Source organism: Celeribacter sp., assembly GCF_048266405.1.
GTDB lineage: Bacteria > Pseudomonadota > Alphaproteobacteria > Rhodobacterales > Rhodobacteraceae > Celeribacter.
The window spans coordinates 38060-51600 of the sequence record NZ_JBLWZO010000013.1 but is presented as its reverse complement, the minus strand read 5'-3'; the positions used below and the strand labels follow the sequence as shown (position 1 = coordinate 51600).

Below are 13541 nucleotides of genomic sequence, written 5' to 3'. Positions count from 1 at the left end.
CTTGGTTAATGAGCGAGATTTGTTGCATAGAGATATCAGGCTGCAGTACTATTGTGACTAACAACACCCCCCACGCTTAGCCTGCAGTTCTTAGGAGCTCAGTGATGCGCCTCTTGGGGGGTTATTTTTTGCCAAAATCGCGAGTTGTTGTAGGTTTTGCCTCTTCCGTGAAATTTATTCACGTCATTATATGAGCCGAATATGGTGATTAATCGGCTCACGAGGGAGTCTTGTGATGGGCAAATGGAACTGGCAGCACAGCGACTGGCCCAACTTCACTTGGGATAGGCAGCAGACTCCAAGCTTGCTTACCTTCTGTTTATCATAAACAGGGATACGTGGCCGGATTGGTCAACTCGCTGAACGGCACCCGAGCGTTAACCACCAAAGCACTTACTGAGAACATTGTTGCTTCTTTTGCGATTGAGGGCGAGTAAATTCTGAATTTATACTTCGATGCCATCTAGGAAAATATGTCGCAAACTTCGAGATTGCACTGGTAACTGTATTGTTAGTTTCTGGATTTATGCGTCAATCCACACGTGACTTCATTCGGATGAGCCACAATCTCAAGCTTGGGGTGTTTCACCCTTCTATCAGTCCCACTGGGGCCACAAAATGACAGATCAGAATTTTCCAGATAACGAGACCCACATGACGCAACAAACACCGATGGGTATTCAGTTCGTTTTTTTCGACCGTGTTCACGACGTCCCGGTAACTTTAGGTGGGGCCATTTTCGACAGCACTGAAGAGGCTGTGCGCGAATGGACGGCTTTAACCCGCTTTGACGGCGACACGGACTTTATCGCGGATCAATTAGATGCTGAGCGGGACATTATTGATGATCGTCCCGTATCAGCGGAAACAATTCAGGACAGGCTTGGAAAACCAATCTCTATCTTGATTGAGGAAGGCCGGATGAAGAACCCTGACATTAACCCCTCGGCTCTTTCTGAATGGCTTGGTAAGGGTGGACAATGACAGATCCCACTTTTCCAAATAACGAGATTGGCATTGATACTGGCGAGCTTTATAGCGAAGCAATTTCATTGCTTAAGCAGGCAGCCAATGAATTAGGAAACATTCATCGAACCAAAGATTTTGCGATGTGGCGTGACGAAACCAAAAGTCGTCTAGCAGCTGCTCTAAGTATGGTCGAGCCATTCGCTACATACAAACATGCGCAAACACTACGGTGTAATGGCGACAATTTCGACGCTATGAGCCGCTTAGGCGATTGGGCAGTTACCTGTCTCGTTAAGAAGTTATCGCCAGAAAATATTGTTAATTCATTTGTGGACGAAGCCGACCGAAATAGCGCTGTCTATATTGAAACATCGCCTGTACTTGGTGTTCAGATTGACGAGACCACGATGCTTGATAAGGGCGTTTGCATCGAAGCAATGCCGACAGAAACAATTGACCGGGCATTATTCTATAGCCACTTTCCAAAGTTGTTCTCGTTTTTTGGCACGAGCTTGTTAAAACAGGATTATTTTGCGGCTCCAGCCTTCCACCCTAATCCTCCAGGCGAGATGGAAGGCCATCATGCTTCTCCAGATTTGAATGCTCGTCAATCGGTTCGGGAGAATGTGCGTTTAGCCTGCGTGGTCGCAAGTTCAGGCCCCGTGGAAATTCATAGTTCTTTGCAGGTTCCAAAGTATCTTGGTTTATTCGTTGAGCCTCCTGCATCGTCAGACATTGAAGGATTTGAATGCTCTGTTGTAAAAGGTACTGATATACAGAACGCCTATTCTGGTATCGTATCATTTCCCGACAAAGAGATTATGATTCGCGCAATCAATAGATTGGGACGGTCGCGTTTGGCAGACAGCCCAATTGACAGATCGCTTGAACTTGGTATTGCGGCTGAAATTCTTCTGATGCATGACCACAGTTCCAGTAATACTGAGATCACCTATAAAATAAGCACCAGAGCTGGATGGCTGATCGGCAGCACTTCCAATGAACGGCGAAGCATTTTCGATGAGATGAAGGCCCTCTATCATGCTCGCTCGCAAGCGGTTCATTTGGGCAAACTCTCGAGTGTTGCGAAAGTAGACCTCGATGCAGCGGATACACTTGTCTCAAGGGTGATCAAAGCACTTTTGGAACGCGGTTGCTTTCCAGACTGGACGTCGCTGGTAATGGGATAGATGAACGTCGAAGGCAGTAGGTTTTGCGGAATGGTTCGTGCCTTCGCGTCGATGAAATGACATCACCATGTTTTCCAAATAACGAGCATCAAGTAGATAAATAACCGGCAAAATTATGCCGGTTATTTATCTGTGGCATAGCAATCCAGAGAATTAACTTTTTGCTGCTGCGATTAGTGCCGTAAAATCAAAGGCGGCTTTGCACTCGCGATGCCAAATTTGGTTTTCGTCGTCCCAGATGGTTTCGATCGTCAGTTTCTCGATGATGTGCCGTAATGGAACAACTGCTTCTGGATCTCTTGACCATACGCGCAGTCTGGGCACTAAATTGTTGTGTTTTTGAATAATGCGATCCAGACTTTTAGGGATGGTTGTTTCCCCCAGCTCACGCTGATGACGGGAGATATCGAGCTTGGTTCTGTGGATCTGCTCTGACTTGTCGTCAAAAAAAGCACGGATTTCGTGAGAGCGTGCATCCGGTCCAAGAGCGTCAATAACCTTGTTGACGCTGGCGCGTAGTGTTTCCAGTTCCCTTTTCAGTCGGTCGATTTCCTGTTCGTGATGCTTTCTGGTTCTGGCCATTTCTCCGCTGTCGAAATGCTGGCGGATGGTAGCCTGGTCAAGCGTGCTGATGGCTTCCAGGACCATTGCCAATATCTGATCATAATTCAGGCTGCGGTTCGGACAGCCTTTTACCGGGCAGGAATAGTGCTTTGCATAGGTTGCCACGATCTTGTGGCCATGCTTGCCACAGTAAAGCTTACCACTAAAGACAGCATTGGCCCTTTTGGGCGTGATTGCCTGACTGCGCCGCCATTCTTTTGAGCGCCGGATTGAGATTTCCCGTTTTTCCGCTTCGGTTATGACCTTGGGTCCGAGCTTTCTTTGCATGTGTTTGCTGGAGCGCTCATCGAGGGCTTTTTGCACCTTGGCAAACACTTCTTCATCGATAATGGCCAGTTCCGGGATCGGGACTGATATCCATTCTTTTTCCGGGCGGATGATTGATACACGTCGACCACTCTCGGGGTGTTTGCGGTATTGCATTTTGTTGAAGGTGACGACGCCGTTATAAAGCGTTTGGCGTAACATGCCCGTCTGGCGGACAAACGAGCCAACCAGGCTGGACGGAGCCCATTTGCCGCCTTTGGGAGAATCAATACCGCGCCGGTTCAAATCATCGCATATATGCTTCAGTTTCCGGCCTTCAGCATAATATTCAAAAATCTCGCGGATAATGGCCGCTTGTTCCTGGTTAATCGTTCGTTTGCCGCGTATGGGTTCGCCGAATTCATCTAGCGCATGGACCAAATCGTAGCCATAGAGCTTGCCGCCGGGGACGCCGCCGCGAAGAACAGCGGCAATGACGCCTCTGTGTGTTTTGTCGGCAAGGTCTTTGAGGTAGAGCGCATTCATCGTGCTTTTGAGGCCGATATGCAATTCGTTGATAAGGCCTTCACTGACTGTCTCAACGGGCACGCCCAGAAACAGCATTCTCTTAAAGAAGTTGGCTGTGTCAGCTTGATCGCGGCTGATGCGGCTCAAGTCCTCTGCGACAACAAGGTCGAACCTCCCATTGAAAGCCCCGATTAGCAGTGCGCTAAGACCTGGGCGGTTTACGATGTGGGATCCTGAAATCGCCTCGTCACGATAGATCTCTGCAATGCTGTAGCTTTTGCCTTGGCAAAATTCCTGACAGCGCCGGATCTGGTCCTGGGTGCTTGTTCCCTGTTTATCGGTGGAGTGGCGGGCGTAGATTGCTACATGCACTGATTGTGTCCTCGAAGGTTGGATCAGATTGATTACCTGTCGGAATGACTCATGTGCAAGGCAAAAAACGCATGTTCTCTTAAGGGTAGGTATTTATAAAAATATAACAGTTACAATGCATTGTCAGAAAGTGCCAAAGATTGCCAGAGATTGACGGAGATTGCCAGTTTGTGCCACTCTGTGCCTAAGATTGCACAACTTTACCCTGTCGTGCTGGGGGCAGGATAGGTTTGGTGGGCCCACCAAACAGCCCAAACGGGCTTCCTGCTTATTCGCATGGCGGTGCCATGCTCAACGGAAAAGAAAAACGATAATGCCAGATGTGCCACTAGATCTGTTGCATGTAAGGTTTCGCTGAGAGTATTGAGCAACTGAATTAGAATGATTTCTTGGTGCTCAGGCGTGGGCTGTCAGACATGAACTGGTCGATCTGGTTGCGCTGCAAGTCACTTATAAATGGTGGTCGTTAGGCGGATAGCCTTGACCGAGAAAGAAAATACAAAGGTCTAAATGGAACATATCGGTGAAATCGAAAAGCGGCTTTGGTCTGTAGCAGACCATCTTCGTGCAAACTCGAACTTCGCGAGCAACGAATATTTTCTGCCCGTTATGGGGTTAATTTTTCTGCGCCACGCCTATAGCCGGTTCCTTCGTGTCCAAGATGAGATAAAAGCCACGCTCCCGTCCCGTGGTGGTGTCACCCGGCCACTGACGAAAGAAGACTTCTCGCAGCGCGGTTCGATTTTCCTGAGGCCTGACGCTCAATTTGATCAGCTTGTCGCTATCCCTGACGGTGGCGACAGAGCTGGTGCGATTATTGCGGCAATGGAAAGCATTGAGGCCGACTATGTTTCCCTAGACGGAGCTTTGCCGAAAGCGGAATACCAGGAACTGGGAGATGAAGATCTCGGCCAGCTTCTACGGACCTTCAGCGACCCAGCGCTTGATAAAGCGGACGGCGATGTATTCGGCAAAATCTATGAGTACTTCCTGACCCAGTTTGCCGATCAGAAGGCCCATGACGGCGGCGAGTTTTTCACGCCGGTTTCCATTGTTCAAACCCTCGTCAATGTGATCGAGCCTGATCACGGCAAAATCATCGATCCGGCTTGTGGGTCGGGCGGGATGTTCGTGCAGTCGGCGCATTTCATTGAAAAGATGGAGGCGAACCCAAGCGACCGCGTGACCTTTTACGGGATGGAGAAAAACCCGACGACCATTCGACTGGCGAAAATGAACCTCGCTGTTCATGGCCTGGAAGGCGATATTCAAAAGGCGATTTCCTATTACGAAGACCCGCACGACATGGTCGGTAAGGCCGACTTCGTGATGGCCAATCCACCATTCAACGTGGATGAAATCGACGCCGAAAAAATCAAGAATGATCCGCGTCTGGAATTTGGCCTGCCGGGTGTGAACAAGGGCGGCAAGGTTTCCAACGGCAACTATGTCTGGATGTCGTTCTTCCATTCATATCTGTCACCGACCGGGCGCTCCGGCGTTGTAATGTCCTCGCAGGCGTCTTCTGCCGGAGGCGGTGAAGCCAAGGTTCGTGAAGCGCTGATCAAAACCGGCGATGTCGATGTGATGGTCGCCATTCGCGGCAATTTCTTCTATACGCGTGCCGTGCCGTGTGAGCTGTGGTTCTTTGACAAGGGCAAGCCGGAACACCTCAAAGACAAGGTGCTGATGATCGATGCGCGGAATATCTACCGCAAGGTGACGCGCAAGATTTTCGATTTCACGCCGGAGCAGCAGCAGAACATAACCGCCATCGTTTGGCTTTATCGCGGCCAGACGGATCGTTTCCTTGGACTTGTCGAAAGCTATCTGGAAACAGCCTACACCCAAATGCAGGCCTGCGATTTTTCAGGCCTCGTCAAGGCGATTGATGCGGTCACCACCGCGCATAAGAACGACGAACTCGATGCGCTGGCCGAAACCATCGAAGCCGACATAGACCTGCTGGCCGAGAAGGCGAAAACAGTCAAGGCGGAGCATTGGGATGATGTCGCGCAGGATAATGCGGGACTGAAAGATTCAGCCACTGCATTCGAGCCTTTGGCAGATCAGGCCAAGGCCTTGGCCAAGGAAATTGACCATTTCTACAAGCTGGCTACCCGCGTGCATGAGCAGGAAGTGCAAGATGGCACCAAACCGGCGGAGGGTAAAAAGCGCCTGAATGAGCTTGATGTCGCGCGTCATGAGGTGACCGAGCACCTGAAGATGGCGCGGTACTTTCACACCCAGGCCGAATGGCTGCAAACGCGTTTTCCTGATGCAGAGCTCTGCGATGTGGAAGGGCTGGTCAAGCTCGTCAGCCGCGATGAGCTGAAAGCCAATGACTGGAGCTTGACACCGGGGCGGTATGTTGGCGTCGCACCGGAGGAAGAGGACGAAGAGTTCGATTTCGAGGAAGCGCTCAGCGACATTCACATCGAAATTGAAGGGTTGAATACTGAGGCGGTTGAGCTAGCGGCTACCATCAAAAAGAACTTCGAAGAGTTGGTTATATGAGTTGGGCTGAATGCACTCTGGGAGACGTCTTACGTGTGAAGCATGGCTTTGCATTTAAGAGTGCACATTTTGAGGATGAAGGACCATACGTTGTCCTGACACCTGGTAATTTCTTCGAAAGTGGCGGCTTTCGATCTCGTATGGGAAAAGACCGTTCCTATAGCGGTGAAATCCCAAACGGATACATATTAAATGAAGGTGATGTCGTCATCGCCATGACTGAGCAAGGCCCAGGGTTGTTGGGAAGCTCGGCTGTTATTCCCGAAGGTGCACGTTATCTGCACAATCAGCGTATCGGTCTCATAAATCAGATCGATGAAACAAAAGCGGATAGGAAATTTCTCTATTACTTATTTAACACACGAGGTGTTCGGGGGCAGGTCAACGGAAGTGCGACTGGTACAAAGGTCCGCCATACAGCTCCTGAGCGAATCTATCGCGTTAATGTCTCTCTGCCTTCTGTTGATGAACAGAAGAAGATTGCGGCTACTCTGACCGCATATGACGATCTGATTGAAAATAACCGGCGGCGGATTGCGTTGTTGGAGGAAGCGGCGCGGCTTTTGTATCGCGAATGGTTCGTCCATTTCCGCTTCCCCGGCCACGAACACGTCAAAATCATCGATGGCGTACCGGAGGGGTGGGAACAAAAAATCTTTGCGGACGTTTGCGATACTATCGGTGGCGGCACACCATCCACCAAAGTCCCAGAATATTGGGCTGACGCTGATGTTACTTGGATTACTCCAACTGATATCACTAGAAATAACTGTCTCGCATTATTGGATGGAGAGAAAAAGATCAGTCAAGCGGGCTTGAAAAAGTCTTCAGCCAAGCTTGTGCCCGCTTACACAATTTTAATGACGAGTCGCGCGTCAGTTGGTTTTTTTGGAATCATTGATCGTGAGGTCTGTACTAATCAAGGCTTCATCAATATAATTCCCCATGAGGAAGTACTGCGGTACTATTTACTATTTAATCTGATACATCGCGTTGAAGAAATTCGGGCGCATGCTGGCGGTTCCACATACGCGGAAATTAGCAAAAGCAAATTCAGAGCGCTCCCTGCCACAATCCCAACTAACGAGTTGCTTGTGGATTTTGACGAGAGAGTCCGTCCTATCTTGGATCAGGTTCGTCGCTTAAAAAAGCAGATGGAAGCTCTTGCTCAGGCTCGCGACCTTCTTCTCCCCCGTTTGATGGATGGGAGGTTGGAAGTCTAGCTAGTGAACGATTACACCGAAGACAGATTGGCACAACAAACACTGGCGGAGTACCTGGAGCAGGAACTTGGCTGGGACAGTGTGTTTGCTTTCAATACTGAGACCTTCGGGCTCGAAGGAACGTTGGGGCGCAAATCTGATCGGGATGTCGTTCTCACCCGTCATCTGGGCGAAGCATTGGTTCGCCTCAATCCGGGATTGCCCGATGAGGCCTATCAAAGCGCATTGCGCCAAGTCACCGACACACTCGCTTTCCAATCCGTCGTTCAGACCAACCGCGAGAAGTATGAGCTGATCCGCGATGGCGTATTGGCGAGTTACAAAAAGAACGGCGAGATCAAGAAAAGCCGCCTGAAGGTGTTTGATTACACCAACCCCGACAACAACAATTTTCTTTGCGTCCGCGAGATGTGGGTGAGCGGTCCCAACGGGCACCGTCGCCGACCTGATATCATTGGTTTCGTTAACGGCCTGCCCTTGATGTTCGTGGAGCTGAAACGCCCCGACAAATCGCTGCGCCGTGCCTATGACGACAATTTCCGCGATTATATGGACACGATCCCGCAGCTTTTTCACTTCAACGCCTTTGTGGTGCTTGGAAACGGGGTGGAAGCCAAAATGGGCTCCATCTCTGCCAAGTACGAGCATTTCAGTGATTGGAAACGTCTGGCCGAGGGCGACAAGGGCGTGGTGCAGATGGAGACCCTGATCAAGGGGATCTGCACGCGGGCAAACTTCCTCGACATTTTCGAGAACTTCATCTTGTTCGATGAAAGCACCGGCAAGCTCGCCAAGATCGTTGCTCGGAACCATCAATATCTTGGCGTCAACCGTGCGTTACAGTCTGTGATCAATCGCAAAGAGCGCGACGGGAAGCTCGGCGTGTTCTGGCACACGCAAGGCTCGGGTAAGTCCTATTCTATGGCGCTTTTTGCGCAGAAGGTACGCCGAAAACTCGGAGGTGATTTCACCTTCCTTGTGCTGACCGACCGAACAGATCTGGACAACCAGATTTACAAGACCTTTGCCGGGGTTGGACTGGTCAACAACGACAAGGACCCTTGCCGCGCCGATAACGGAGCGGAGCTTAAAAAGCTTTTGGGTGAGCAAAAGGCCTTTGTCTTTTCGCTCGTGCAGAAGTTCAATCAGGAAATCGAAGACGGACACGAGTACTCGGCTCGCGACAATATCATTGTCATGACTGATGAGGCGCACCGTACCCAGTACGGGACGCTCGCGATGAACATGCGCGATGCATTGCCGAACGCCAGCTATATCGGGTTTACCGGGACACCGCTCTTCACCAGCGATGAAATAACCCAGCGTGTCTTTGGCGGCTATGTCTCGACCTACGACTTCCAACGGGCGATTGAAGATAACGCCACCCTGCCGCTTTATTACGATGCGCGGGGGGACAAGCTCGGCCTATCAGCGGAGGGATTGAACGAGAAGCTTTCCGCAGCGATTGAAGAAGCGGAGATTGAAGATGCCGATGTCGCGGCCAAGCTCGAAAATGAATTGAAGCGCGAATACCACGTCATCACGGCAGAGAAACGCCTACGCCATATCGCGGAGGACTTCGCGACGCATTACTCGACCAATTGGGAAACGGGTAAAGCGATGTTTGTGGCGATTGATAAGATCACCGCCGTCCGTATGCATGGCTTTATCAAGGAAGCCTGGGACGCGCGGATTGCTGCGCTGGAAGCTGAGCAGAAAGACGCCCGTGACGACCAGGACCAGGCAGTTCGGGAGCGCCAGATCGCGTGGATGCGGGAAACCGAAATCGCCGTTGTTGTCAGTGATGAACAGGGCGAAGTGGATAGGTTCCGCAAGTGGGATCTCGATATTGGCCCGCATCGTAAGCTGATCAAGGACGGCTTCTTGCTGGAAGACGGGAAGCGGTTGGACGTTGAAACCGCCTTCAAGCGAGAAGAGAATCCGTTTCGTGTGGTGATCGTGTGCGCCATGTGGCTGACCGGTTTTGATGTGCCATCACTCTCGACGCTTTACCTCGACAAGCCCCTTCAGGCGCATACGCTGATGCAAGCCATCGCGCGCGCGAACCGTGTCAAAGAGGGCAAGAATAACGGTTTGATCGTCGACTATTGCGGTATCCTCAAGAACCTTAGAAAGGCACTGGCGACCTTCGCTGGCCACACGGGAGAAGTTGGATTTGACGGCGAAGGGCCGGAAACCGATCCGCTCCATCCAGAGGAAGAGCTGCTGGATGAGCTGTCTGAGACCATAGAATTTGTCCGCCAGCATCTCCATGACAATGGCTTCGAACTCGCAACACTTAAGACCGCAACCGGCTTCGCCAAGAACAAGGCGCTGGTCGATGCGAAAGAAGCGGTGAATGTGGACGATGAGAGCCGCAAGAAGTTCGAAATTTCCGCTCGTTCTGTCTTTCGAAAATACAAAGCTTGCCTGACCTTCAAGGGCGTGCAGGACTATCGCAGCGACTGCGAGGCAATCAATTTCCTCTACAAGACATTGCAGGAAGATCGGGACAAAGCCGATACCTCGGAAATCATCCAGAAGCTGAATGCGATTGTCAGTGAGGCAATCGACGTCAAGGCCGACACAGAATCGGATGACAAGGTCTTCGATATCTCGAAGATCAATTTCGATCTGCTGCGCAAAGAGTTCGCGAAGAGTGAGAGCAAGCGTTCAGATGTTCAGGATATGAAAACGGTTGTTGAAGATCGGCTGCGTAAGATGCTGATGCAAAATCCGCTGCGTGTTGATTTTCAGGAACGCTTTGACGAGATCGTTCGCGACTACAACAAGGAAAAAGATAAAAACACCATTGAGGCGACGTTTGAAGCTCTTATGAAGCTCACAGCCGAGATGAGTGAGGAGCAACAGCGCCACGTCAAAGAAGGTCTTGAGAGCGAGGAGCAGCTCGCGGTTTTCGATATGCTGCTTAAGCCCGACCTTTCAAAGGCCGAAATCAAGAAGATCAAGTCTGTCGCTGTGTCGCTTTTGAAAGAGCTCGAAAAGCAGATGCGGGACGTGCAGGACATCTTCTCTAAGGTCTCAACCCGTGACCGCTTCCGCCAGTCGATCTATGATTTTCTCTATGATGATCGGACGGGGTTGCCGGTGGAGCAATATGACGAAGCAGACCTCGGCATCAAAACCGATGTGTTGTTTAGTTTTTTTGAAAGGCAACGTTCCTCTACCGTAGAAAAAGGTGGGGATTATGCAGCGATCTAATTGGATAGACATCGATAATTTTTATTGTTTTCGGGGTCCAGCTATAAGCCATCGAAGTCTTTCGAGGTTTGATTTCAACAACATATTACGCAGGCTGCCATGAGATTTCATGTCATTCCAAATAATAGCCATGTACCTAGTGAGGGTGCGTCCATCGGATACCTTTGGACAGACAATTGGAATGATTGGTTTGAATACTCAACACTATACAGCGCAACCTTTTTTGATGCTGACGGTGAAAAGCACGAAATAGGGGCGGTGAAAATCGGGCAGTTCGATATGGGTAAGAAACAAGCCCGACCAGAGCTACCTGATGTGTTCAACGAGCTGGATGAACGCTTTTTTTCATTGGGTCAGGACGCCGATTATTATACAGCGGTAATGTCCTTAGGAAAGAAAACAGCCGCTGAGTTCCTGGCAGCGCTCAACGACATATCTGCCGACAAAGAGCTTTATATTCAAGCCCTTGAAGAAAACGTGACGGGTGTATCGCTACTACGTTCCGTCAACAGGAAAACAATTGAAGGCCAATTTCGCCGCATTATTGGCGGCGGTGTCGAACTGACTGACTACAATTTTAGTTATGTAGGTCCAACTCCTTTGCACGAGAGCGTGGAGTCAATTCGTTTGGATTTCGAAGTTACACCAGAATCACTACCCCCTACGAACATCCACGTTTTGATAGGACGAAATGGTGTCGGGAAAACATACCTTCTAAACGCAATGACGCGGGCCCTAGTCTCTCCAGATAGTAGCCAAGATGTGAATGGCCAGTTTATCAGTCAGTTAAGTACATTTGAAGAAACGCATGAAAGCCCATTCTCAAACATTCTATCAATTTCATTTAGCGCTTTCGATGACTTTAAAATTCTGCGCCAACGTCGTAATGCTACAGAGGGCGTGAGGTATACTAATGTCGGCCTGAGAAAAAGAATAAAAGATAATAAAAATGAATGGATTATGACTACCCGTGATCCTGAAGAACTTGCGAAGAATTTTTCGGCTAGCGCAAAACTTTGTACGAGTGGAGTTCGGGCGGAACGGTGGCGCAAAGCGCTAACGACACTTGAGGCAGACCCACTATTCGCCGAAGCCGAAGTCGCCAGCCTTGCTGATGTAGATAAAGAAGATTTCGGGCGGGCGTCAGGCAAACTATATCGACGCTTAAGCTCAGGTCACAAAATTGTGCTTCTTACCATCACCAAGCTTGTTGAACATGTGGAGGAGAAAACGCTTGTTCTAATGGATGAACCTGAAGCTCACCTTCACCCACCTTTGTTAGCTGCTTTTATTCGAGCCCTGTCAGATCTGCTTATCAATCGAAACGGTGTGGCAATCATTGCGACACACTCCCCGGTGGTGCTTCAAGAAGTTCCGCGATCGTGTGTCTGGAAAATTGTTAGACATGGTCACGCAGCGGAAGCAAGCCGCCCTGGAATAGAGACCTTTGCCGAAAATGTTGGTCTCCTAACGAGTGAAATTTTTGGCCTAGAAGTTACGCGTTCTGGATTCCACAGATTATTGGCTGACTCCGTGGACGACGAACAGCAGATCAGAGAAGTGACAGAGAAGTTTGAAAATCAAGTTGGCGCTGAGGGGCGTGCTCTAATTAGCAGCATGATTGCATCACGAAATGCTGGCGAGGGCGAATAGATGTGGCGTGTAGAACAACCTGACTTTGATGCGGGCGAAACATTTACGACTTGCATTAGCCGCGTCAGAAACCCTGAGAACCGGCGCCGTTTGACAGCGATACGCCCAAACATAGAGACAGCAGCCGACGATTACGTAGCTAAAGCTGAGAACAGCGAACTGTGCCTGATACCAAAAATTGATCCTATAGGATTAGTTCCAGGTAGCGAGATGGTTAAGACTTATGAAGGGCGCATGGCAAAGAAAGGTCAGCCGGGCCGCCCTATTTATGATCAGATCATGCTTTTGCCCGAGGGCGATCGCTGCCCATTTTGTGATCATAGGAATGTCTCTACTCTGGATCATGTTCTTCCAAAAACACTGTACCCAATATTTGCTGTAACGCCGATCAACCTTGTTGGCTCATGTATTGACTGCAATAAGTTGAAGTGGCACGCCGAGCCAACAAGCGAAAACGATACGGTCCTACATCCATACTTTGATGATGTGACTGAAATACAATGGCTCGGAGCGCATGTTGTCCAGCAGACACCTGCCGCACTTATCTTTCATGTCTTAGAAGTAGGCGAGTGGGATGAAACCCTCAATGCTAGAATAGTGCACCAGTTTGATCTGTTGGAGCTCGCTAATCTTTATTCAAGCCAAGCCGCGCGCGAGATTACTGATATTAGGAAAAATTTACAGCGGCATTTCAACTCTGGTGGGGCCGGTGCTGTGCGAGCAGAGCTTGAGTTTCAAGGGGAATCGCGCAGGGCGAATCGTATTAATTCTTGGCAGACGGCTACGTATGAAGCACTCGCGGAATCTGACTGGTTTTGTACTGTGGGGTTTGACAGATTCTGAACGATTCATAGACTTTATGAGATCTGTTAATGCCTGCGGGGAAGCCAGAGGTTTTTTGCCTCTTTCTCCCTGCTCGGTAATCTGCTTGATCGCGTCAATCTTGAAATCTTCGGTAAATCGGGAGGTGCTCATAATCTTCTCCTTGTCCTCATTT

At 49.8% G+C, this 13541-nt stretch carries 9 protein-coding genes; 8 read left to right on the top strand and 1 reads right to left on the bottom strand.

Features of this window, described 5'->3' with window-relative positions; all coding sequences use genetic code 11:
• Positions 1 to 235: 235 nt before the first annotated feature.
• The 3 genes from ACN0TS_RS16380 to ACN0TS_RS16370 all read left to right on the top strand — a co-directional run bounded on the left by ACN0TS_RS16380 (position 236) and on the right by ACN0TS_RS16370 (position 2159).
• Entirely contained in the window at positions 236 to 328 is a 93-nt protein-coding gene (locus ACN0TS_RS16380) for a DUF4172 domain-containing protein (protein WP_417260440.1), read from the top strand.
• 290 nt (positions 329 to 618) lie between these two features.
• Positions 619 to 984: a hypothetical protein gene (locus tag ACN0TS_RS16375; RefSeq protein WP_417260439.1), complete on the top strand. Its 366-nt coding sequence runs from the start codon at positions 619 to 621 to the stop codon at positions 982 to 984.
• Entirely contained in the window at positions 981 to 2159 is a 1179-nt protein-coding gene (locus ACN0TS_RS16370; protein ID WP_417260438.1) for a hypothetical protein, read from the top strand. Before ACN0TS_RS16375 ends, ACN0TS_RS16370 begins: the two co-directional genes overlap by 4 nt.
• A 153-nt stretch (positions 2160 to 2312) precedes the next feature.
• Here ACN0TS_RS16370 and ACN0TS_RS16365 read toward each other — a convergent pair whose 3' ends face one another.
• Positions 2313 to 3929 (bottom strand): recombinase family protein, encoded by a 1617-nt coding sequence (locus ACN0TS_RS16365; RefSeq protein WP_417260437.1) that lies wholly within the window; start codon positions 3927 to 3929, stop codon positions 2313 to 2315.
• A gap of 510 nt (positions 3930 to 4439) precedes the next feature.
• Here ACN0TS_RS16365 and ACN0TS_RS16360 point away from each other — a divergent pair.
• The 5 genes from ACN0TS_RS16360 (at position 4440) to ACN0TS_RS16340 (ending at position 13387) form a co-directional block, all read left to right on the top strand.
• Entirely contained in the window at positions 4440 to 6446 is a 2007-nt protein-coding gene (locus ACN0TS_RS16360; protein WP_417260436.1) for an N-6 DNA methylase, read from the top strand.
• The gene (locus tag ACN0TS_RS16355; protein ID WP_417260435.1) at positions 6443 to 7669 is read left to right on the top strand and encodes a restriction endonuclease subunit S; all 1227 of its coding nucleotides are present in this window, start codon (positions 6443 to 6445) and stop codon (positions 7667 to 7669) included. The genes ACN0TS_RS16360 and ACN0TS_RS16355 overlap by 4 nt, the downstream gene beginning before the upstream one ends.
• A gap of 3 nt (positions 7670 to 7672) precedes the next feature.
• The gene (locus tag ACN0TS_RS16350) at positions 7673 to 10891 is read left to right on the top strand and encodes a type I restriction endonuclease subunit R (RefSeq protein ID WP_417260434.1); all 3219 of its coding nucleotides are present in this window, start codon (positions 7673 to 7675) and stop codon (positions 10889 to 10891) included.
• A gap of 99 nt (positions 10892 to 10990) precedes the next feature.
• On the top strand, positions 10991 to 12544 hold the full coding sequence (locus ACN0TS_RS16345; RefSeq protein WP_417260433.1) for an ATP-dependent nuclease: 1554 nt from the start codon (positions 10991 to 10993) through the stop codon (positions 12542 to 12544).
• On the top strand, positions 12545 to 13387 hold the full coding sequence (locus ACN0TS_RS16340) for a hypothetical protein (RefSeq protein ID WP_417260432.1): 843 nt from the start codon (positions 12545 to 12547) through the stop codon (positions 13385 to 13387).
• Positions 13388 to 13541 lie beyond the last annotated feature (154 nt).